The sequence below is a fragment of the Kitasatospora sp. NPDC018058 genome, from assembly GCF_044327205.1.
In the GTDB taxonomy this organism is placed as follows: Bacteria; Actinomycetota; Actinomycetes; order Streptomycetales; family Streptomycetaceae; genus Kitasatospora.
The window spans coordinates 63488-85633 of sequence record NZ_JBIRFA010000030.1; the positions used below are offsets into that span (position 1 = coordinate 63488).

At 71.8% G+C, this 22146-nt stretch carries 20 protein-coding genes and 1 pseudogene; 16 read left to right on the top strand and 5 right to left on the bottom strand.

The genetic code is table 11. The features are described 5' to 3' along the window. Positions 1–116: 116 nt before the first annotated feature. The 9 genes from lepB (ACH4E7_RS32555) to ACH4E7_RS32595 all read left to right on the top strand — a co-directional run bounded on the left by lepB (ACH4E7_RS32555) (position 117) and on the right by ACH4E7_RS32595 (position 8644). Entirely contained in the window at positions 117–1124 is a 1008-nt protein-coding gene (lepB, locus tag ACH4E7_RS32555; RefSeq protein ID WP_396252747.1) for a signal peptidase I, read from the top strand. Between the two features lie 145 nt (positions 1125–1269). Continuing rightward, the gene (lepB, locus tag ACH4E7_RS32560; RefSeq protein WP_396252748.1) at positions 1270–2028 is read left to right on the top strand and encodes a signal peptidase I; all 759 of its coding nucleotides are present in this window, start codon (positions 1270–1272) and stop codon (positions 2026–2028) included. 112 nt (positions 2029–2140) lie between these two features. After that, on the top strand, positions 2141–2614 hold the full coding sequence (locus ACH4E7_RS32565) for an NUDIX hydrolase (RefSeq protein ID WP_396252749.1): 474 nt from the start codon (positions 2141–2143) through the stop codon (positions 2612–2614). A gap of 55 nt (positions 2615–2669) precedes the next feature. Beyond that, positions 2670–2996, top strand: coding sequence for a DUF2469 domain-containing protein (locus ACH4E7_RS32570; RefSeq protein ID WP_030056781.1), 327 nt, complete (start codon positions 2670–2672; stop codon positions 2994–2996). Between the two features lie 168 nt (positions 2997–3164). Further along, a complete protein-coding gene (locus ACH4E7_RS32575; RefSeq protein WP_396252750.1) occupies positions 3165–3668 on the top strand; it encodes a YraN family protein in 504 nt (167 codons plus the stop codon). Position 3669: 1 nt separating this feature from the next. After that, complete coding sequence (locus ACH4E7_RS32580; RefSeq protein WP_396252751.1) at positions 3670–5379, top strand: YifB family Mg chelatase-like AAA ATPase; 1710 nt, start codon at positions 3670–3672, stop codon at positions 5377–5379. After that, a complete protein-coding gene (dprA, locus tag ACH4E7_RS32585) occupies positions 5376–6581 on the top strand; it encodes a DNA-processing protein DprA (RefSeq protein WP_396252752.1) in 1206 nt (401 codons plus the stop codon). Before ACH4E7_RS32580 ends, dprA begins: the two co-directional genes overlap by 4 nt. 337 nt (positions 6582–6918) lie before the next feature. Continuing rightward, positions 6919–7938 (top strand): RNA polymerase sigma factor WhiG, encoded by a 1020-nt coding sequence (gene whiG / locus ACH4E7_RS32590; RefSeq protein ID WP_396252753.1) that lies wholly within the window; start codon positions 6919–6921, stop codon positions 7936–7938. 112 nt (positions 7939–8050) lie between these two features. After that, a complete protein-coding gene (locus ACH4E7_RS32595; RefSeq protein WP_396252773.1) occupies positions 8051–8644 on the top strand; it encodes a TetR/AcrR family transcriptional regulator in 594 nt (197 codons plus the stop codon). 270 nt (positions 8645–8914) lie between these two features. On the opposite strand, the pseudogene ACH4E7_RS32600 reads toward ACH4E7_RS32595, so the two are convergent. After that, a pseudogene (locus ACH4E7_RS32600) lies at positions 8915–9415 on the bottom strand (peptidoglycan DD-metalloendopeptidase family protein); the annotation flags it as partial. A 583-nt stretch (positions 9416–9998) separates the two neighbouring features. On the opposite strand from ACH4E7_RS32600, the gene rpsB reads away from it, so the two are divergent. The 6 genes from rpsB to rlmN all read left to right on the top strand — a co-directional run bounded on the left by rpsB (position 9999) and on the right by rlmN (position 16269). Next, a complete protein-coding gene (rpsB, locus tag ACH4E7_RS32605; RefSeq protein WP_396252754.1) occupies positions 9999–10841 on the top strand; it encodes a 30S ribosomal protein S2 in 843 nt (280 codons plus the stop codon). A 129-nt stretch (positions 10842–10970) separates the two neighbouring features. Beyond that, positions 10971–11810, top strand: coding sequence for a translation elongation factor Ts (gene tsf, locus ACH4E7_RS32610; RefSeq protein ID WP_396252755.1), 840 nt, complete (start codon positions 10971–10973; stop codon positions 11808–11810). Positions 11811–12071: 261 nt separating this feature from the next. Beyond that, entirely contained in the window at positions 12072–12836 is a 765-nt protein-coding gene (gene pyrH / locus ACH4E7_RS32615; protein ID WP_030056790.1) for a UMP kinase, read from the top strand. 96 nt (positions 12837–12932) lie between these two features. Further along, complete coding sequence (frr, locus tag ACH4E7_RS32620; protein ID WP_355254729.1) at positions 12933–13490, top strand: ribosome recycling factor; 558 nt, start codon at positions 12933–12935, stop codon at positions 13488–13490. 341 nt (positions 13491–13831) lie between these two features. Beyond that, positions 13832–15094 (top strand): phosphatidate cytidylyltransferase, encoded by a 1263-nt coding sequence (locus tag ACH4E7_RS32625; RefSeq protein ID WP_396252774.1) that lies wholly within the window; start codon positions 13832–13834, stop codon positions 15092–15094. 74 nt (positions 15095–15168) lie between these two features. Next, on the top strand, positions 15169–16269 hold the full coding sequence (gene rlmN / locus ACH4E7_RS32630) for a 23S rRNA (adenine(2503)-C(2))-methyltransferase RlmN (RefSeq protein WP_396252756.1): 1101 nt from the start codon (positions 15169–15171) through the stop codon (positions 16267–16269). Positions 16270–16272: 3 nt separating this feature from the next. Here rlmN and ACH4E7_RS32635 read toward each other — a convergent pair whose 3' ends face one another. From ACH4E7_RS32635 to ACH4E7_RS32650, 4 genes are all read right to left on the bottom strand, one after another. Beyond that, complete coding sequence (locus ACH4E7_RS32635; protein ID WP_396252757.1) at positions 16273–17424, bottom strand: hypothetical protein; 1152 nt, start codon at positions 17422–17424, stop codon at positions 16273–16275. 27 nt (positions 17425–17451) lie between these two features. After that, on the bottom strand, positions 17452–18207 hold the full coding sequence (locus ACH4E7_RS32640; RefSeq protein ID WP_396252758.1) for an ABC transporter ATP-binding protein: 756 nt from the start codon (positions 18205–18207) through the stop codon (positions 17452–17454). A 228-nt stretch (positions 18208–18435) separates the two neighbouring features. Further along, on the bottom strand, positions 18436–19830 hold the full coding sequence (locus ACH4E7_RS32645) for an aspartate aminotransferase family protein (RefSeq protein WP_396252759.1): 1395 nt from the start codon (positions 19828–19830) through the stop codon (positions 18436–18438). After that, positions 19827–20300 (bottom strand): Lrp/AsnC family transcriptional regulator, encoded by a 474-nt coding sequence (locus ACH4E7_RS32650; RefSeq protein WP_030243538.1) that lies wholly within the window; start codon positions 20298–20300, stop codon positions 19827–19829. Before ACH4E7_RS32650 ends, ACH4E7_RS32645 begins: the two co-directional genes overlap by 4 nt. A 268-nt stretch (positions 20301–20568) precedes the next feature. Between ACH4E7_RS32650 and ACH4E7_RS32655 the strand changes: the two genes are divergently transcribed. Next, the gene (locus ACH4E7_RS32655; protein WP_355674704.1) at positions 20569–22044 is read left to right on the top strand and encodes a gamma-aminobutyraldehyde dehydrogenase; all 1476 of its coding nucleotides are present in this window, start codon (positions 20569–20571) and stop codon (positions 22042–22044) included. Positions 22045–22146: the final 102 nt, after the last annotated feature.

Consider the following 22146-nt stretch of genomic DNA (forward strand, 5'->3'; position numbering starts at 1 on the left):
AGGGGAGTCTGTTGTGGGCAGCCCTGATGCGTTCATGGTCGTGGCGAGCGTGGTGCCCGCTGTGCGGCACTCTGAGCGCGGGCGCGCGGGCGTCCGCACAGCAGGGAGGAGACGTTGTGGGGGATTTGGTGATCGGCGCCCGCTCGGGCGCCGGGGACCCCGAGGGCTCGGGCGGCGGCCGGGTGACCCGGTCCGCCGATTCCTCGACGCCTTCGGCCGCGGTCGATGACGCGACCGCCCAGACCGCCGATGAGCACGGCACCGGGGCGAAGGGCTCCTCGGAGCCCCGGCGGTCGGGGAGCGAGCCGGCGGACGAGTCGGAGTCGGAGGCTCCGGCCAAGCCGCACAAGCAGCGCTCCTTTCTGAAGGAGCTGCCGATCCTGATCGGCATCGCGCTGATCCTCGCGCTGGTGATCAAGACCTTCTTCGTCCAGGCGTTCTCCATTCCGTCGGAGTCGATGCAGAACACGCTGCAGGTCGGCGACCGCGTCCTGGTGGACAAGCTGACCCCCTGGTTCGGGGCCGAGCCCGAGCGCGGTGAGGTCGTGGTGTTCCACGACCCGGGCGGTTGGCTGAACGACGAGCCGACGCAGCAGAGCGGCAACTCCTTCGTCCGCGGTGTCCAGGACGTGCTCAGTTTCGTCGGCCTGATGCCCTCCGCCAACGAGAAGGACCTGATCAAGCGGGTCATCGCGGTCGGCGGGGACACCGTCGAGTGCAAGGGCGACGGACCGGTCACGGTCAACGGCGTCGCGCTCGACGAGCCGTACGTCTACCCGGGCAACACCCCCTGCGGGACGCAGCCCTTCGGCCCGCTGAAGGTGCCGGACGGCCGCATCTGGGTGATGGGCGACCACCGCGCCGACTCGCTGGACTCCCGCTTCCACATGGACCAGCCGGGTGGCGGAGCCGTGCCGGTGGACAACGTCATCGGGCGTGCCTTCGTGGTGGCCTGGCCGGTCTCCCACTGGTCCACGCTGCCGGTGCCGGACACCTTCGACCAGGAGGGTCTGACAGGGGCCTTGCCGATGGAACCCCCCGTGGCCGGTGCGGTGGGTGCCGTCGCCCTGCTTCCGCTGGTGCGCCGGGCGCGGGCCCGGGCGGACCGCCGGAAGGAGTCCTGAGCTCCACCGGATCGTCCCCAGCTCTTGTGCGGGCCGTGGTACCGACGAGTAATCTGCTCGGACGTGCCACGGCCCGTCGGCGTTTCCGCCCGAGCCGCCGGCGTGCCAGTGGTGTTCTCCGGTCGGCCAGAAGTGGACGGTGTCGATGAGCAGTGTCGTGGAACAGTCGGCCGACCGACCGGCCGTGCCCCCCGCCCGTTCCCGTCGCGGGCCCGCCGCCGTGCTGCAGGGCATCGCGCTCGCGCTCGGGCTGGTGCTGATGATCGGCGGCTTCGCCCTCATCGCGGTCGACTACCGGCCGTACAAGATCCCCACCGCTTCGATGCATCCGATGCTCCAGGCCGGGGACACCGTGCTCGCCCGCAAGGTCGGCGGCGGCGACATCGGCCGGGGCGACGTGGTGGTCTTCCGCGACCAGGCCTGGGGCGGGGAGCTCATGGCCAAGCGGGTGGTCGCGGTCGGCGGGGACACCGTCGCCACCACCGGCAGTGACCAGCGGCTGACGGTGAACGGGCAGCCGGTGGACGAGCCCTACCTCGAGACCCAGGGCCGCCAGGGCGAGTCGTTCAGCGTGACGGTGCCGCAGGGGCGGCTGTTCCTGCTCGGTGACAACCGGCTCGGCTCGCTCGACTCCCGCACCCACCTGGAGGTGGACGGCGGGACCGTCCCGGCCGCCGCGGTCGAGGCCAGGGTCGAGGCCACCCTTCAGCCCTTCGGCCGGATGGGCGTGCTCGACCGCACCACGGCCTTCGACTCCTTCGCGGGCCCGAAGGCCGGCGAGCCCGGGCCGCTGGAGCCGGCCGCCTACGCCAGCGTCGCGGGCGCGGCGCTGATCGTCGTGACCTCGGCGGTGGGCGGGGTGGCGGGCCTGGCCCGCCGGCTTCGCCGGGGGCGCAGCTCCTGAGCGTGGCCGTCGCCGACCGGGCCGCTCTGCGGAACATCGCCCCGGACGGACGCGTCGGGTGGCAGGATCGGTAGCGCCACCGATGCGTACGGAAGGAGTGTGGAGCGCTGCCATGACAGCACAGCGTCGCAGGGCTGCGCGGATCCTGCTGCTGGACGGGCTGGACCGCATCCTCCTTTTCCTGGGCGCCGATCCGGCCGTGCCCGGGGAGACGTGGTGGTTCACGCCCGGGGGCGGCTTGGAGCCGGGGGAGGACGCGCGCGAGGCCGCCGAGCGGGAGCTCGCGGAGGAGACCGGCCTGCGGGGTGTGGACCTGGGGCCCTTGGTGGCGTACGGCACGGTGTCGTTCTCCTTTCAGGGACAGCGCTACGAGCAGGAGCAGTGGTTCCACCTGGCCCGGACTACGGAGACGGGTCTGGACCACTCGGGCATGGGCGAGGAGGAGCACGCCCAGCTGCTCACGGCGCGCTGGTGGACGGTCGAGGAACTGCGGGGGACCGCCGAAACGGTCTATCCGGCCGGACTGGCGGACTTCCTCGGGCGACTGCTGGCGGAGGGCCCGCCGGTCGATCCGGTACGGCTCTGAGCGTGGGTGTGGTGGTCCACAATGGGTGGACGTGACAAGTTGAGGGGACGCCTGGATGAGTGCCGAAGATCTCGAGAAGTACGAGACCGAGATGGAGCTCAAGCTCTACCGGGAGTACCGGGACGTCGTCGGCCTGTTCAAGTACGTGATCGAGACCGAGCGACGGTTCTACCTCACCAATGACTACGAGCTGCAGGTGCACTCGGTCCAGGGCGAGGTGTTCTTCGAGGTGTCGATGGCGGATGCGTGGGTCTGGGACATGTACCGGCCGGCCCGGTTCGTCCGCAAGGTCCGGGTGCTGACCTTCAAGGACGTGAACATCGAGGAACTCGCGAAGAGCGATCTGGAGCTGCCCTCGGACGAGTCCGGCTTCGGGAACTGACGTTGGACGACTCCGTCCCGCGTTGTCCAACCGAATTTCGCGCGACGGGGGCTTCTCACCCCTGCGGGTGACAAAAGTTATCCACAGGCCCGGGTTATCCACAGGGAGTCGGAATTTCCCGGCTTCGTCGCGCACGGTGGTGCAGCCTCCTCGGCGGAGGTGGTCACCATGCAGAACACCATCGCGCAGGACCAGGCCGTACCGAACACGGCCGCAGCCGGGGCGGACACCGGGAAGCGCCCGGACCGCGGCACCAGGAACGGGCTCGGCCGCTATGGGGAGCGGGTCGCCGCCCGCCGCCTCACGGAGGCCGGGCTCCGCATCCTGGACCGCAACTGGCGCTGTGTCGAGGGCGAGCTGGACATCGTCGCCCTCGACGGCGACACCGTCGCGGTCTGCGAGGTGAAGACCCGCTCCGAGCGGGGCTTCCAACAACCCAGCGAGGCCATCGACCGGGCCAAGGCGGCCCGACTGCAACGCTTGGCCGAGCGCTGGATGGCCGAACGCTGGCCCGGCCACTTCGCCCGGCTCGCCGGGCCCGGGTACGACCCCGGGCCAGCCGATCCGCAATGGCCGCCCGCTCCGCCGGGTGGGGTGCGGATCGACCTGGTGGCAGTGGTCAACCGGGCGCGGGGTGCGGCCCTGGTCGACCACCTGCGGGGGGTGGTCTGAGATGGCCTTCGCCCGGACCTGTTCCGTCGCGCTGGTCGGCGTCGACGGAGTGATCGTCGAGGTCCAGGCCGATCTGGAGCCCGGGGTGGCCGCGTTCACCCTGGTCGGCCTGCCCGACAAAGCACTCACCGAGGCCCGCGACCGCGTCCGCGCCGCGGTCTGCAACAGTGGGGAGGCCTGGCCGCAGCGCAAGCTGACCGTCGGCCTCAGCCCCGCCTCGGTGCCCAAGAGCGGCAGCGGCTTCGACCTCGCGGTGGCCTGTGCCGTGCTGGCCGCGGCCGAGCGGCTCGACCCGTCCTCCATCGCCGACCTGCTGCTCATCGGGGAGCTGGGGTTGGACGGCCGGGTGCGGCCGGTCCGCGGGGTGCTGCCGTCGGTGCTGGCCGCCGCCGACGCCGGGTACGTGCGGGTCGTGGTCGCCGAGCAGACCGCGCCCGAGGCCTCGCTCGTCCCCGGGGTGACGGTGATCGGCGTGCGCAGCCTGCGCCAACTGATCGCCATCCTGACCGGGGCGACGGCGCCGGAGGAGCCGCCCGACCTGATCGGCGGCCGGCCGGATCCGCTGATGGCCGGCCTGATGCTGCCCAGCGCCGGCGTGCGGGGCCTGCCCGACGACCGGGCGCTCAGGCTCGACATGGCCGACGTGGCCGGACAGTACGAGGCCCGGCGGGCGCTGGAGATCGCCGCCGCCGGAGGGCACCACCTCTACTTGAAGGGCCCACCGGGCGCGGGCAAGACGATGCTGGCCGAGCGGCTGCCCTCGCTGCTCCCGCCGCTGACCCAGAAGGAGGCGTTGGAGGTCACCGCCGTCCACTCGGTGGCGGGCCTGCTCCCGGCCGGGCGCCCGCTGATCGACACCGCGCCCTACTGCGCCCCGCACCACTCCACCACGATGCCCGCGATCGTGGGCGGCGGCAGCGGACTGCCGAGACCGGGTGCGGTCTCGCTGGCCCACCGTGGGGTGCTCTTCCTCGACGAGGCGCCGGAGTTCCCGGTGCGGGTGCTCGACGCGCTGCGGCAGCCGCTGGAGTCGGGCGAGGTGGTGATCGCCCGCTCGGCCGGGTCCCTCCGGCTCCCGGCCCGGTTCCTGCTCTGCCTGGCCGCCAACCCCTGCCCGTGCGGCCGGTACTCACGGCGGGGCGAGGGCTGCGAGTGCACGCCCGCGATGGTCAGCCGGTACCAAGGGCGGCTCTCCGGGCCGCTGTTGGACCGGGTCGACCTCCAGGTCCAGGTCGCCCCGGTGACCAGGGTCGAGTTGATGGAGCGGGACGCCACGGCGGAGAGCACCGAGACCGTCGCGGCCCGGGTGCTGGCCGCGCGGGAGCGGGCGGCGGCCCGGCTGGAGCACACCCCCTGGCGGACCAACGCGGAGGTGCCGGGCCATGAACTGCGCACCCACTGGCAGCTCTCGTCCGGCGCACTCAACGACGCCGCGCGCCAGCTGGAGCGCGGACTGCTGACCGCCCGCGGCTTGGACCGGGTGCTCCGGGTCGCCTGGACGGTCGCCGATCTGGCCGGCCGCGACCGGCCGGACCAACGGGACGTGCGCACCGCCCTGGTCATGCGCACCGGGGTGGAGCAGGGACTGCCGCTGAACAATCGCCCCTTCGGCCAGCTCGGGGGCATCCCGCCCCAGCGCCGCAGCGGCCCGGACGACGACTGGCCGCCGGTGCGGGAACAACCCCCGGTGAGCGAGGAGGACGCGGCATGAGCCGGCTGTTGAGGGACCCTCAAGCACCGCGAACGGCTGGGCCCGCCACCGCAGCCGAGCCCGCCACCGCGGCCGGACCCGATCCGGAGCGCCTCGCCCGCGTCCTGCTGAACCGGCTCAGCGAACCGGGCGACGCGGTGGTCGGCCGCTGGCTCAGGCAGCTCCCCGCCGTGGAGGTGGCCCGGGCGATCCGGGCGGGGACCGTCCCCGAGCACCCCGGGCTGGACGCCGCCCGGCTCGCCGCCTACCAGGCGCGGCTCCCGGGTCTCGACCCGGCGGACGACCTGAAACGGGTGCGAGCAGTCGGTGGACGCTTCATCATTCCGGGGGACACGGAATGGCCCAGCCAACTGGACGACCTGGGTGACGGACGCCCGATCGGGCTGTGGACCACCGGCACCGCTTCACTCCGGTTGCTCGCCCTGCGCTCGGTGGCGATGGTGGGCTCCCGGGCCTGCACGGCCTACGGCGCCCATGTCGCCGGGGAGCTGTCGGCCCAACTGGCCGAGCGCGGCTGGGTGGTGGTCTCCGGCGCCGCCTACGGGATCGACGCGGCCGCCCACCGAGGGGCGCTCGCCGTCGGAGGGATGACCGTTGGTGTGCTCGCCTGCGGGGTCGACGTCGCCTACCCGAAGGGGAACGCCGAACTGATCCGGCGGATCGGCGTTCAGGGGCTGCTGGTCAGCGAACTCCCGCCCGGGGAGCACCCGAATCGGTTCCGCTTCGTGCTCCGCAACCGGGTCATCGCGGCGCTCACCCGGGGCACCGTGGTGGTCGAGGCGGCCATACGCAGCGGAGCCCTGAGCACGGCCAGACGGGCGCGGGACCTCAACCGCCACACCATGGGCGTCGCCGGCCCGGTCACCTCGGAGCTCTCCGCCGGGGTGCACGCCCTGATCCGCAGCGGCAGCGCCACGCTGGTGACCGACGCGGCCGAGATCACCGAGCTGATCGGGGCGATCGGGGACGACCTGGCGCCGCAGCGCAGCGGGCCGGTACTGCCCCGGGACCTACTGGAGCCGGCGGTGGCCCGGGTGCTGGAGGCCGTCCCGGCCACGGCGGAGGGCGCCCCGGTCGAGCGGCTGGCCCGTCAGTCCGGGCTCTCGCCCGATGAAGTCCTGCAGCGGCTCTACGAGTTGGTCTCGCTCGGCTATGTGGAGCGGCACGGTGCGCACTGGCGCATGGTGCGGAGAAGGAGGTGACCATGAGGAGGGGAGAACACGAGTGCGCCAGGGGAGGACGCGCCGGGACGGCCCGGCTGACCTGCTGATCCGGTTCTTCCGCTCGTATGGCCGGATCCGGTGAGTGAACGCCACCGGATTGAGGGACGACCGGGTGGCGGTAGCGCTTTGCAGTGAGTTGGTCACGCTACGCTCCACCTGCCTTCCCTATCAGCACATGACTCGGCAGAACGGCGCAGACCAACGTATGCCCACACACATTCCCGGACACAGAGTGACCGGTGGCGCTCGGTCCTCGGGAGGGCCGCGGACCGAGCGGCGACCTGCGAATGAGTTCCCCTCCAAGCCGGCGGGGACGATGGGAGGCCTGTCGCGCCAGGGCGGCCGGCCGACGGTGGTGCCCGGTCAACCCGCGGACGCGACCCGCGGCACCGAGCCGACCCACGACAGCGGGGCGGCCGGTGGGGCGGGCGCGCCCGGCGGCGCGACCGTCGACCATGCGCCTCGCCCTCCCGGTAGTGCCACCACCCCTCCCGGCAGCGCCCCCACCCCGGACGGCACCTCCCCACTGGACGGCACCTCCCCACCCGGCGCGACCTCACTGCCCGGCGCCCCGGGGCGCAGCGCACTCGAAGAGCTCTGGCGCTCCTACAAGGGGACCGGCGATCAGCGGCTGCGCGAGCAGCTGATCCTGCACTACTCGCCGCTCGTCAAGTACGTCGCGGGCCGGGTCGGGGTCGGTCTGCCCTCCAACGTCGAGCAGGCCGACTTCGTCTCCTCCGGGGTCTTCGGGCTGATCGACGCGATCGAGAAGTTCGACATCGACCGCGCCATCAAGTTCGAGACCTACGCGATCAGTCGTATCCGCGGCGCGATCATCGACGAACTGCGTGCCCTGGACTGGATCCCCCGTTCGGTGCGGCAGAAGGCGAAGGCCGTCGAACGGACGTACGCGACGCTGGAGGCCCGGCTGCGCCGGACGCCGCACGAGCCCGAGGTCGCGGCCGAGATGGGCATCGCGATCGAGGACCTGCACGCGATCTTCAGCCAGCTGTCGCTCGCCAACGTGGTGGCCCTGGACGAATTGCTGCACCCGGTGGGTGAGGGCGGCGACCGGCTGAGCCTGATGGACACCCTGGAGGACCACGGCGCGGACGACCCGGTCGAGGTGGCCGAGGACCGCGAGCTGCGGAGACTGCTGGCTCAGGCGGTCAACACCCTCCCCGAGCGGGAGAAGACCGTGGTGACGCTCTACTACTACGAGGGACTCACCCTCGCCGAGATCGGACAGGTATTGGGGGTGACGGAGAGTCGAGTGAGCCAGATCCACACCAAGTCCGTCCTCCAGCTCCGCGCCAAGCTCTCGGACATCCGTTAGCGCGCACCGGATCCGCCCGGCGGGCCTGTACCTCGCCCGAATGCGCGGCGCCGTACCGGCTGCGGGTACGGCTCCGTACAGTGGGTGCGTGCCGAAGATCCGAGCGGCCACGGTGGCCGAGCATCGCCAGCTGCAGCGGGCAGCCCTCCTCGACGCTGCCCGCACTCTGCTCACCGAGGGCGGCATGGAGGCCCTGACCTTTCCCGGGCTCGCGGCGCGCACCGGGCTGGCGCGTTCCTCGGTCTACGAGTACTTCCGCTCCCGCGCCGCCGTGGTCGAGGCGCTCTGCGAGGTGGACTTCCCGCTCTGGGCGGCCGAGATCGAGGCCGGGATGGAGAGCTGCGACACCGCCGCCGAGCAGATAGAGGCGTATGTCCGGGGCCAGCTGGCGCTGGCCGTCGACCCGAGGCACCGGGCGGTCGTGGCGATCTCCGCGCTGGAACTCGACGAGGCTGCGCGGGAGCGCATCCGGGCGGCGCACGGTCGTCTCGTCGGCCTGGTCGTGCAGGCGCTGGAGGACCTCGGGCATGAGCAGCCCCGACTCGCCGCGGCGCTGCTGCAGGGGATCGTGGAGGCGGCCGTCCGCCGGGCCGAGCAGCCGGCCTCCGGCGAACGCGCGGGCTGCCCGGCCGAGACCCCCGAGACCACCGAGGCGATCGCCGACGCCGCCGTCGCCCTGGCGCTGCACGGCCTCGCCCGCGCCTGAGCCGCCGCCCGCGCCTGAGCCGCCGCCCGTGACAGAACCACGGTCCGTGACAGGGCCGCTCGGCGTTCCGCCCACCGGCCCCGTTCCGCTCACCGGCCCCGTTCCGCTCACCGGCCCCGTTCCGCCCACCGGCCCCGTTCCGCCCACCGGCCCCGTTCCGCCCACCGGCCCCGTGCCGTCCACCGGCCCCGTTCCGCCCACCCGCCCCGCGCCGCCCAGTGGTAGAAGCCGTGCCGTGCCCGCGCCGAGCAGGGCCAGCGGATCGAGGTAGCGGCTGCCGCGCAGCAGCCCCCAGTGCAGGCAGTCCCGTGCGCCGCAGTGCCGTCCGTCCGGGGCGAGCTGCCCGACCACCTGCCCGGCGGTCACCTGGGTGCCGACCGGGAGGGTGCCGGTGACGGGCAGGTAGGTGGTCCGGAGCGGGGGAGTCCCCGAGCCCGGGTGGGCGACGGTCACCACCGGCCGCCCAGCCACCAGGCCGGAGAACGCGACCACCCCGGCGGCCGCCGCCCGTACCTCCGCCCCGGGCGCGGCGGCGAGGTCCACTCCCCGGTGTCCGGCCGCCCAGGGTTTCGCCGGCGGTTCGAACCGCCGGAGCACCCCACCGGGCCCGCCCACCGGCCAGGCCCGCGCCGCCGCACCCCGTTCGGGCCCGTCCCCGGTCGCGCCGGCCGCGGCCCCCGCGCCGCCGGACAACCCGAGCACCGTCGTCACCACCAGCACCATCCCGGCGAAGACGGCGAACACCCCTCGAACCCCACTGAGCCCAGTCATGCCCCGAGGCTCGCCGTGCCCCCGGCCTCACACCACCCACGTCCGGATTCCTGTGGACAAACCGCCCCCACCTCCGACCGGTGTCCCTCCGGCGGGTGTACGGACGCCGCCATCCGGTGTACAAGCGGCAGGCCGGCACCGGATCGTGGGCAGGCGCCCAGCCGAAGCGCATCCGGTCCGCACCGCCCTCCCGACGCCGCGGACCCGCCCGCCGCAGCCGTTTCCCAGACTTCTCCAACGCCCTCCGCAGGCCTTCCGCCGCTCGCGAAGTCGCTCGCCCCTCGGGGCTTCCCGTACACTTCACACGCGACCCGGTCCACCGGGTCGACTTCGCACGCCCCGCCACCGGTGGTCGGACGCGGTTCATCCGCAGCCCCGCCAGGTGCGAGTGCCGCTCGGTCCGCCGAGCCCGACCGGTCCCCGGACCGAGCGGGTGGAGCGGCTCGGCACGTTCGGGGCGTCAGGCGTGGCTGTCACCTGGCCGCCACGGACAAACCGAGACTGACCCGGCCGTAGGCGGTCACCCGACGGGAGACCCCACGGGAACGCCACAGCCGGGCCGTAACACCTGAGGAGCACGGCAATGGCCGTCGTCACGATGCGGGAGCTGCTGGAGAGCGGCGTCCACTTCGGTCACCAGACCCGCCGCTGGAACCCGAAGATGAAGCGCTTCATCATCACCGAGCGCAACGGCATCTACATCATCGACCTCCTGCAGTCGCTGAACTACATCGACCGCGCCTTCGAGTTCATCAAGGAGACCGTTGCCCACGGCGGCAGCGTCCTCTTCGTCGGTACGAAGAAGCAGGCCCAGGAGGCCATCGCCGAGCAGGCCACCCGCGTGGGCATGCCCTACGTGAACCAGCGCTGGCTCGGCGGCATGCTGACCAACTTCTCGACCGTCTACAAGCGCCTGCAGCGCCTGAAGGAGCTCGGCGAGCTGGACTTCTCGGACGTGGCCGGCTCCGGCCTCACCAAGAAGGAGCTCCTGGTCCTCCAGCGCGAGCACGACAAGCTGGAGAAGACCCTCGGCGGTATCCGCGACATGCAGCGCGTTCCCAGCGCTGTCTGGATCGTGGACACCAAGAAGGAGCACATCGCGGTCGGCGAGGCCCGGAAGCTCAACATCCCGGTCGTCGCCATCCTCGACACCAACTGTGACCCGGACGAGGTCGACTACAAGATCCCGGGCAACGACGACGCGATCCGCTCCGTCACCCTGCTGACCCGCGTGATCGCCGACGCCGTCGCCGAGGGCCTGAAGGCCCGCGCCGGTGTCGCCAAGGGCGACACCAAGGGCGACACCAAGGCCGAGCCGGGCGCCGACCAGCCGCTGGCCGACTGGGAGAAGGACCTCATCGAGGGCGAGAAGAAGGCCGAGGAGGCCCCCGCCGCCGCCGCCGAGGCTCCGGCCGAGCAGGCCTGACGTACCAAGGGTGAGGGGTAACCGCCGGTACGAAGCCGGCGGGTGCCCCTCTCTCCCGCACCGGGACCGAACCACCGGTCCCGGTGCCACCCCACGCAGACACGCGAGACGCGAGAAGAGATTCACACCATGGCGAACTTCACCGCCGCGGACGTCAAGAAGCTCCGTGAGCTCACCGGCGCCGGCATGATGGACTGCAAGAAGGCCCTGGACGAGGCCGAGGGCAACGTCGAGAAGGCCGTCGAGCTCCTGCGCATCAAGGGCCAGAAGGGCGTTGCCAAGCGCGAGGGCCGTGACGCCTCCAACGGCGCCGTCGCCGCGCTGATCGCCGAGGACAAGAAGTCCGGCGTCCTGGTCGAGCTGAACTGCGAGACCGACTTCGTCGCCAAGGGCGAGAAGTTCGTCGAGGTCGCCGACGCGATCGCCGCCCACGTCGCCAAGACCACCCCGGCCGACCTGGACGCCGCCCTGGCGTCCGAGATCGAGGCCGGCAAGACCGTCCAGCAGTTCGTGGACGAGGCCAACGCGAGCCTGGGCGAGAAGATCGTCTTCCGTCGCTTCGCCCAGTTCGACGGTGACGGCTACGTCGCGGTCTACCTGCACAAGACCAGCCCCGACCTGCCGCCAGCCGTCGGTGTCCTGGTCGAGCTGGACAAGGAGAACGCCGAGGTCGCCAAGGACGTCGCGCAGCACATCGCCGCCTTCGCGCCGAAGTTCCTGTCTCGCGAGGACATCCCGGCCGAGGACCTCGAGAACGAGCGCCGCGTCGCCGAGGCCACCGCTCGCGAGGAGGGCAAGCCGGAGGCCGCCCTGCCGAAGATCGTCGAGGGTCGCGTCACCGGCTTCGTGAAGGAGAACTCCGTCCTGGAGCAGGCCTTCGCCAAGGACAACAAGAAGACCGTCGCCAAGGTCCTCGAGGAGAACGGCGTCGCCCTCAAGCGCTTCGCCCGCTTCCGCGTCGGCGCCTGAGCCACGTTCCACCTGGTCCCCGGCCCCTTTAGGCTGGGAACCGCCCCCGCCCGCTGACCAGGGCGGGCGGAACGCCGAACGGGCTCACCCAGCGCCAACCGTCCATGGGCGGGCCGCTTCGGCACCATGAACGACGAGGAGGCCATTGCCGTGCAGGACACCGAACCGGTTCCCGCGGCAGTGGCCTCCTCGCGTGTACACGCAGGCCGGGTATCCGCACACCCAGGCCTGTGAACCAGCAGGTGCAAAAAGGAGAAGTCCATGCAGGAGACGCAGGAGACCGCGCAGGACCCCAAGGCGGGCTCGCGCCGCCGGGTGCTGCTGAAGCTGTCCGGTGAAGCCTTCGCCGGTGGCGGCGGGCTCGGCGTCGACCCGGACGTCGTGCACGCGATCGCTCGGGAGATCGCCACGGTCGTCCGCGCCGGTACCGAGGTCGCGGTGGTCATCGGTGGCGGCAACTTCTTCCGGGGTGCCGAGCTGCAGGTCCGTGGCATGGACCGGGCCCGCTCGGACTACATGGGCATGCTCGGCACCGTCATGAACTGCCTCGCGCTGCAGGACTTCCTGGTCAAGGAAGGCATCGAGACCCGGGTCCAGACCGCGATCACCATGGGCCAGGTCGCCGAGCCGTACCTGCCGCTGCGGGCCGTCCGGCACCTGGAGAAGGGCCGTGTGGTGATCTTCGGTGCCGGTATGGGCATGCCGTACTTCTCCACCGACACCACGGCCGTCCAGCGCGCCCTGGAGATCCACGCCGACGTCCTGCTGATGGGCAAGAACGGCGTGGACGGCGTCTACGACTCCGACCCGCGGACCAACCCGGACGCGGTGAAGTTCGACGCGCTGGAGTACTCCGAGGTCATCGCGCGTGACCTGAAGGTCGCCGACCTCACCGCGATCACGCTGTGCAAGGACAACAACCTCCCGATGCTGGTCTTCGAACTGCTGGCGGAGGGCAATATCGCGCGCGCGGTGAAGAGTGAGAAGATCGGCACACTCATCAGCCAGGATTCCGTCCGGGCCTGAGCAGCAACCAGCCGTACGGGACGGCGTCCGCCGCGACCGGCCCCGACGCCGACACCGGTCGGGACAACAGCAGATGAACCGGACAGGGAGACCACAGTGATCGAAGAGACCCTCCTCGAGGCCGAGGAGAAGATGGAGAAGGCCGTTTCCGTCGCCAAGGACGACCTCGCGGCCATCCGCACCGGCCGTGCCCACCCGGCGATGTTCGCCAAGATCGTCGCCGAGTACTACGGCGCCGTGACTCCCATCAACCAGCTGGCCTCGTTCTCGGTGCCGGAGCCCCGGATGGCGGTCGTCTCGCCGTTCGACAAGACCGCGCTGAAGGCCATCGAGCAGGCCATCCGCGACTCCGACCTGGGCGTCAACCCGTCGAACGACGGCTCCATCATCCGAGTGGTGCTGCCTGAGCTCACCGAGGAGCGCCGCCGGGAGTTCATCAAGATCGCCCGCACCAAGGGCGAGGACGCCAAGGTTTCGATCCGTTCGGTGCGCCGCAAGGCCAAGGACGCCATCGACAAGCTGGTGAAGGACGGCGAGGTCGGCGAGGACGACGGCCGCCGCGCCGAGAAGGAGCTCGACGACACCACGGCCAAGTACGTGGCCCAGGTCGACGAGCTGCTGAAGCACAAGGAAGCCGAGCTGCTCGAGGTCTGATGAACGACGCCCCTGACGCCCCTGGCTACTGGGGCCCGTCCGACCAGCAGTTCCAGCCCTACCGCCCGGCGCCGCAGCCGCAGGCACCCCGGCCGTCGGCCCAGCCGACGCCGGGGTACGGCGAGCACCCGGCGCCGGCCCAGGGGCACGCCGTCCCGGGGCATGCGGTTCCGGGGCACGCGGTTCCGGGGCATCCCGCCCAGGGACACCCCGGCCACCCGGGCGGCCAGGCCGCCCACCAGGGTGCGCCGAGCGCTGTCCCGGGTGACCAGGACCTCCGTTCGGATCACCCGCAGCAGCCTCCGGTGTACTGGGGCGGCGACGCGGAGGAGACCCAGGTCATGCCTCCCGTACCGGCCGATCCCGGCCCGCGTTCCGGCATGCCCGACCACGGCCCCGCTCAGGGCCCGTCGACGCCGTACGGCCAGGCGGCCCCCGGCCAGCACACGGCGCAGGGTCGGCCGGCGGCCCCCGGTCAGCCGGCCGAGCCCGGCTCGGGCCCGGCTCGGGAGGCCGGCCGGCTGACCGGCGGCCCGCTGTTCCGGGACGAGCAGCCCGAGACGGCGCCGCCGGGTGTGACGGAGACGGTCGTGCTGCGCGCGATAGCCGACGGCGTCACCACCGTTCCCGCCCCCGGTCCCGGCGCCCAGCCGTACCCGGGGGCTCCGGTGCATCCCGTGCCGCCGCAGAGCCACCAGGCGGCCAAGCAGCCCCACTTCGTGCCGTCGTCCCACCCAGGGCAGGAGACACCCGTGGCCGCCCAGCCCGCCCCGCAGCCGGAGCCGCGTAAGCAGCGCGGTGGCCGTAACCTCCAGGCCGCCATAGGCGTGGGGGTGGGTCTCGGGGCGGTGATCGTCGCCTCCCTGTTCGTGGTCAAGGCGCTGTTCCTGGTCGTCGTGATGGCCGCGGTCGCGGTCGGCAGCTGGGAGCTGACGACCCGGCTCGCCGAGCGCAAGCAGATCAAGGTGCCGCTGATCCCGCTGCTGGTGGGCGGCGTCGCCATGGTCGCCACCGGCTACTGGGCCGGGATCCAGTGGGCTGCGGCCTCGCTCGCGCTGACCGGGCTGGCGGTGATGGTCTGGCGGATGGCCGAACCGCCGGAGGACTACCTGCGGGACATAACGGCGGGTGTGTTCACCGCCTTCTACGTGCCGTTCCTGGCCACCTTCGTGGCGATGATGCTGGCGGCCGACGACGGCCCCCAGCGGATCGTGCTCTTCCTGATCGTCACGATCTGCAGCGACACCGGGGCCTACGCCGTGGGCTACAAGTTCGGCAAGACCAAGCTGGCCCCGACGATCAGTCCTGGCAAGACCCGCGAGGGCCTGGCCGGCGGCATCGGTCTGTCGATGCTGGCGGGCGCTCTGCTGATGCAGCTGATCATCGACGACGGCAGCTGGTGGCAGGGCCTGATCCTGGGCGGCTGCGCGGCGGTCACCGCGACCCTGGGCGACCTGGGCGAGTCGATGATCAAGCGCGACCTCGGGATCAAGGACATGGGCACGCTGCTGCCCGGCCACGGCGGCATCATGGACCGGCTGGACTCGCTCCTGCCGACCGCCCCGGTGGTCTGGCTGCTGCTGGCCGCCTTCGTCGGCAGCTAGCGCGAGAGCTCACCGTGAGGGCCCCGGACGCCAGGCGTCCGGGGCCCTCGCGCGTCTGCGACACTGGAACAACCATGCCTAAGCCCGGAGAACTCACCTTTGTCGCGCCGCGCGGCGCCAAGCCCCCGCGACACCTCGCCGACCTGAGCCCCGCCGAGCGCAAGGAGGCCGTCGCCGAGCTGGGCGAGCAGCCGTTCCGCGCCAAGCAGCTCTCCAACCACTACTTCGGCCGGATGTCGAACGACCCGGCCAGCTGGACGGACATCCCCGCCGCCAGCCGGGAGAAGCTCACCGAGAGCCTGCTGCCCGAGCTGATGTCGGTGGTGCGGCACGTCTCCTGCGACGATGACGCCACCCGCAAGACGCTGTGGAAGCTGTTCGACGGCACCCTCGTCGAGTCGGTGCTGATGCGCTACCCGGACCGGGTCACCATGTGCATCAGCTCGCAGGCCGGCTGCGGCATGAACTGCCCGTTCTGCGCCACCGGCCAGGCCGGGCTGACCCGCAACCTGTCCACCGCCGAGATCGTCGAGCAGATCGCCGCCGGGATGCGCGCGCTCAAGACCGGCGAGATCCCGGGCGGCGAGGCGCGGCTGTCCAACGTGGTGTTCATGGGCATGGGCGAGCCGCTCGCCAACTACAACCGGGTGCTGGCCGCGATCCGCCGACTGACCGACCCGGCCCCGGACGGCTTCGGGCTGTCCCAGCGCGGCATCACGGTCTCCACCGTCGGCCTCGTCCCGGCGATGAACCGGCTGGCCGACGAGGGCCTCAGCTGCCGTCTGGCGCTGTCGCTGCACGCCCCGGACGACGAGCTGCGCGACGAGCTGGTCCCGGTGAACACCCGGTGGAAGGTCGCCGAGGTGCTGGACGCGGCCTGGAACTACGCGGAGAAGTCCGGTCGCCGGGTCTCCATCGAGTACGCGCTGATCAAGGACATCAACGACCAGGCCTGGCGCGCGGACCTGCTCGGCCGGCTGATCAAGAACCACCGGGTGCACGTCAACCTGATCCCGCTGAACCCGACCCCGGGTTCCAAGTGGACGGCCTCCCGGCCGGAGGACGAGCGCGAGTTCGTCCGTCGGCTCCAGTCGCACGGCGTGCCGACGACCGTCCGCGACACCCGCGGCCAGGAGATCGACGGCGCCTGCGGCCAGCTGGCCGCGGCCGGCTAGGAGCTAGCGCAGTCCGGCGGCCGCCAGTGCGGCGGTCGCCCCGCCGGTCAGCAGCAGCGCGGTGCCGACCGCGAGGGTGCGCAGCGCGACCGCGCCGAACAGCAGCCGGGGCGAGGCGCCGAGGCGCAGCAGTGCGTCGGTGACCTCGCTGCGGTCGGTGCGGACCTCGGCCAGCCGGGAGACCACCGCGGCGGCCGCACAGCCGAGCACCAGGCAGGCCTCGACGGCGGGCAGCGCGTCGGCGCTGTCGGGTGTGCCGATCCAGTAGCGGATGGTGGTGAGCACCAGCGCGACGGTGAGGGTGAGGACGGCCAGCGGCGGCCCGAGCCGCCGGGCCTGGGCAGTGAGGCCGCGTCCGGCCAGCAGCCGCAGCGGGGTGGGCCGACCGATCGCGAGCAGCCGCCCGGTCCAGGCGAGCAGCGGGCCGGTGAGCAGCGCGAGGCCGAGCGCGCTGGCGGCCCAGCCGCCGAGGGCGGCGGTGCTGGTGGTGCCGAGTCCGGCGGGCAGGTGGATCGGGCGTCCGTCGGCGGCGGCGTCGGGCCGCAGTGCGATGAGTTCGAGCGCGGCGCCGATCACCACCAGCCCGATCGGCAGGGCGATCCGCCAGACGCCGAAGTCGGTCCGGACGCGGGTGCGGCCGCCGGGCAGGGTGTCGGCGACGGGTACCGCGCAGGCGGCGGCGATGCCGGCGGTGAGCGGGACCAGGGCGAGCAGGGTGACCGGTGCGGCGGCCGGCAGCGGCACGCCCATGCCGAGGTCGGGGGCGAGCGAGGGCCCGGCGATGTCGTTGCGCAGCACCAGGAAGAGCAGCAGGGTGAGCACGCTGCCGAGGGTGCAGGCGAGGGCGACCTCACCGGCGATCAGGGTGCGGATCCTGCGGGAGCCGGTGCCGGCGGCGGTGAGGCCGGCGATCCGCTCGGGCCGCCGGGCGGGCACCGAACGGGCGGCGACGGCCGCGAACCAGGCGACGGCGGCGAGCGGGGGCAGGCACCAGAGCAGCCGGATCAGCGCGTCGGTGCCGCCGAGCGGGTCGCTCAGCGCCCGGCCGAGGGAACGCAGCAGGAAGGCGGCGACGACGCCGGCGGCCAGCGCGGTGAGCAGCCAGCGGCCGAGGTCGGGCACCCGGTAGCCCCGGGCCAGACGGAGGTAGAACACGTCGACTCTTTCAGCGGCTGGGCCTCGTCAGCGGCGGGTGGCCGCGACGGCGGACGCACCGGTCGTCCCCGGGGCGGCGGTGCCGCGCGGGACGGGGGCGGCGGGGGCGGTGAGCCGTCCGTCGACGAGGGCGACGGTACGGTCCGCGAACCGGACGAGCTCGGGGTCGTGGGTGGCCAGCACGAGGGTGAGCTGGTGCGAGCGGGCCGCGCTGGTCAGTATCCGCAGGACCTGGTCGGCGGCCTCGCGGTGCAGCGGGGCGGTGGGGTCGTCGGCGAAGACGACGGGCGGCAGCGGGGCGAGGGCGCGGGCCACGGCGATCCGCTGGCGCTGGTTCTGGACCAGCCGGTCGGGGCGCTGTCGGCCGATCTCGCCGACGTCGAGGCGCTCCAGCCACTCGTCGGCGGCGGTGTAGGCGGCCTTGTTGCCGGCCCCGGCGAGCAGCAGCGGCAGGGCGACGTTCTCGCGGGCGGTCAGTTCGGGGACCAGATGCGGTTCGGAGCCGACGAAGCCGAAGCGGTCGCGGCGCAGCCGTTCGCGGCCGGACCGGCCGAGGGTGTGCACGGGGGAGCTGTTGAACCAGACCTCGCCCTTGTCGACCGTGAGCTGGGCGGAGAGGCAGCCGAGCAGGGTGCTCTTGCCGGAGCCGCGCGGGCCGGTGACCGCGAGCACCTCGCCCTCGCGGACGCCGATCGAGATGCCGCGCAGGGCGGGCGTGCCGTAAAGGGACTTGACGATCCCTCGGGCCCACAGCACGTCGTTGTCAGGCGGTGCCGCTGACATGAGGTTCCATCCTGGGTGCCGCAGGGATATGACAGTCGTCAGATTAGAACGACCGGGGCCGGTCGCGGTTGCGGCGCACTGGTCCATCACGGGCAAATCACCCGCATTCAGGCATGTTTGGTCGTACGACTGTGATGTTGCCGGGCCACCGGGCCGGGACGCCGAAGGGCGGCCCCGCGGGGAGCGGGGCCGCCCTTCGGCGGAGGGTGGGGAAGAAGGCTCAGGGGATCAGAGCTTCGCCCACGCGTCGGTGAGGCTGGTCCGCAGGATCTGCTCGATCTCGTCGAAGGTCGACTGGTCGGAGATCAGCGGCGGGGCCAGCTGGACGACCGGGTCGCCACGGTCGTCGGCGCGGCAGTACAGGCCGTTGCCGAAGAGGGCCTTCGAGAGGAAGCCGTAGAGCACGCGCTCGGTCTCCTCCTCGTTGAAGGTCTCCTTGGTGACCTTGTCCTTCACGAGCTCGATGCCGTAGAAGTAGCCGTTGCCGCGGACGTCGCCGACGATCGGCAGGTCGCGCAGCTTGCTGAGGGTGCCCAGGAAACGCGACTCGTTGTCGAGCACGTGCTGGTTCAGGCCCTCGCGCTCGAAGATGTCGAGGTTGGCGAGCGCCACGGCGGAGGAGACCGGGTGGCCGGCGAAGGTGTAGCCGTGCAGGAAGGTGTTGTCACCCTTGTAGAACGGCTCGGCGATGCGGTCCGAGATGATCGTGGCGCCGATCGGGGAGTAGCCCGAGGTCATGCCCTTGGCGCAGGTGATCATGTCCGGCACGTAGCCGAACTTGTCGGCGCCGAACATGGTGCCGAGGCGGCCGAAGGCGCAGATGACCTCGTCCGAGACCAGCAGCACGTCGTGGCGATCGCAGATCTCGCGCAGGCGCTGGAAGTACCCGGGCGGCGGCGGGAAGCAGCCACCGGCGTTCTGCACCGGCTCGACGAAGACGGCGGCGACGGTCTCGGGGCCCTCGAAGAGGATGGCCTCCTCGACCTGGTCGGCGCACCAGCGGCCGTACGCCTCGGGGTCGACGGTGCCGTCGGGGCCCTCGAGGTAGTGCGGGGCGCGGTAGATGTTGGTGTTCGGGGCCTTGTGGGTGCCCGGCACCAGCGGCTCGAACGGGGCCTTGAGGCCCGGCAGGCCGGTGATGGACAGCGCGCCCTGCGGGGTGCCGTGGTAGGCGATGGCGCGGGAGATGACCTTGTACTTGGTCGGCTTGCCGATCAGCTTGAAGTACTGCTTGGCGAGCTTCCAGGCGGTCTCGACGGCCTCGCCGCCACCGGTGGAGAAGAAGACCTTGTTCAGGTCGCCCGGGGCGTAGTTGGCCAGGCGCTCGGCCAGCTCGACGGCCTTGGGGTGCGCGTAGCTCCAGATCGGGAAGAACGCGAGTTCCTTGGCCTGCTTGGCGGCGACCTCGGCGAGCTCGGTGCGGCCGTGACCGGCCTGCACGACGAACAGGCCGGCCAGGCCGTCGATGTACTTCCGGCCCTTGTCGTCCCAGATGTACGTGCCCTCGCCCTTGACGATGGTCGGCACGGGGGAGTTCTCGTACGACGACATGCGGGTGAAGTGCATCCACAGGTGGTCGTAGGCGGTCTTGGAAAGGTCCTTCTGCGCCGGGTCGGCTGTCATCGGGTGCCCCAGGTGTAGGTCTGTTTCCGGAGTTTCAGGTAAACGAAGCTCTCGGTGCTCCGCACGCCGGGAAGCGCGCGGATGCGCTTGTTGATCAGTTCGAGCAGGTGCTCGTCGTCCTCGCAGACCAGTTCGGCCAGGAGGTCGAACGAGCCTGCGGTGCAGACGACGTAGTCGACCTCGTCGAGGGCGGCCAGCGCGTCGGCGACGGGCTCGATGTCGCCCTCGACCCGGATGCCGACCATCGCCTGGCGGGTGAAGCCGACGGTGAGCGGGTCCGTGACGGCGACGATCTGCATCACGCCCTGGTCGAGCAGCTTCTGGACGCGCTGTCGTACGGCCGCCTCGGACAGGCCGACGGCCTTGCCGATGGCGGCGTACGGGCGGCGCCCGTCCTCCTGGAGCTGCTCGATGATCGCCTTGGAGGCGGCGTCGAGGGGAACGCTCGCGTTCCGGTCGCGGTTGGCCACGCGGCCACTGTGCCTGATCGCTCCCCTGTTCGCAAGCGAGGAAACTGCTGATTTCGTCGCGATCTTGGAAATTGCATGCGGATTTCATCGCACACACGGGCTGGGCCTGTCGATCCCGACAGTCTTGCGGCTACCCTGGCACGGTACGCGCGCGCCCCCGCAGGGCGGCGCGCATTCCGCCACCAGTGGACCGCGCCACTTCGGGCCCGGCCACTCGGCACCCTTCGTAGGCCGGACCCGCCGACGTACCATGGCGCCGGAATCTGCAATGCCGCAGGCCCAGACCGAGGAGAGACCCGTGAGCGACCTTCGCACGCTGCGCAACTACATCAACGGTGAGTTCGTCGACGCGGCTGACGGCCGCACGCTCGACATCGTGGACCCGACCACCGGCGAGGTGTACGCGACGTCGCCGCTGTCCGGTGCCGCTGACGTGGACGCGGCCATGGCCTCGGCCGCCGCCGCGTTCCCGATCTGGCGCGACGCCACCCCGAGCACCCGGCAGAAGCTGCTACTGAAGATCGCCGACGCGGTCGAGGCCCGGGCCGACGAGATCGTCGACGCCGAGGTGCGCAACACCGGCAAGCCCCGCGCGCTGACCCTCTCCGAGGAGATCGGCCCGATGGTGGACCAGATCCGCTTCTTCGCCGGCGCCGCCCGCCTGCTGGAGGGCAAGGCCGCCGGTGAGTACATGGACGGGATGACCTCGATCATCCGCCGCGAGCCGGTCGGCGTCTGTGCCCAGGTTGCGCCGTGGAACTACCCGATGATGATGGCGGTGTGGAAGTTCGCCCCGGCCATCGCCGCGGGCAACACCGTCGTGCTGAAGCCCTCGGACACCACCCCCGCCTCCACCGTGCTGCTGGCCGAGATCATCGGCGGCGTCCTCAAGGACCTGGAGCTGCCGGCCGGCGTCTTCAACGTCATCTGCGGTGACCGCGAGAGCGGCAAGCTGATGGTCGAGCACAAGACCCCGGCGATGGCCTCCATCACCGGCTCGGTCCGGGCCGGCATCCAGGTCGCCGAGTCCGCCTCCAAGGACGTCAAGCGCGTCCACCTGGAGCTGGGCGGCAAGGCCCCGGTCGTGGTCTTCGAGGACGCCGACATCGCCGAGGCCGTCGAGGGCATCTCGGTGGCGGGCTACTTCAACGCCGGCCAGGACTGCACCGCGGCCACCCGCGTGCTGGTGCACGAGTCGATCCACGACGCCTTCGTCGAGGCGCTGGCCAAGGCCGCGGCCGAGACCAAGACCGGCGGTGTGGACGACGAGGACGTGCTGTACGGCCCGCTGAACAACGCCAACCAGCTGAAGCAGGTCGCCGGCTTCATCGAGCGCCTGCCCGCCCACGCCAAGGTCGAGGCCGGTGGCCACCAGGTCGGCGACAAGGGCTACTTCTACGCCGCGACGGTCGTCTCCGGCCTGCAGCAGGACGACGAGATCATCCAGAACGAGGTCTTCGGCCCGGTCATCACCGTGCAGAAGTTCACCGACGAGGACCAGGCCGTCGAGTACGCCAACGGCGTCGAGTACGCGCTGGCCTCCTCGGTGTGGACCAAGGACCACGCCCGCGCCATGCGGATGTCGCGCCGCCTGGACTTCGGCTGCGTCTGGATCAACACCCACATCCCGCTGGTCGCCGAGATGCCGCACGGCGGCTTCAAGAAGTCCGGCTACGGCAAGGACCTGTCGGCGTACGGCTTCGAGGACTACACCCGGGTCAAGCACGTCATGACTGCGATCTGATGATCGTCTGAACTGACAAGGGGCCCGGGTCTTTTCGATCCGGGCCCTGTCGCTTTGCACCCTGTCGGCGGGTCGCGTGACCGACTGACAGGATGGAACTGC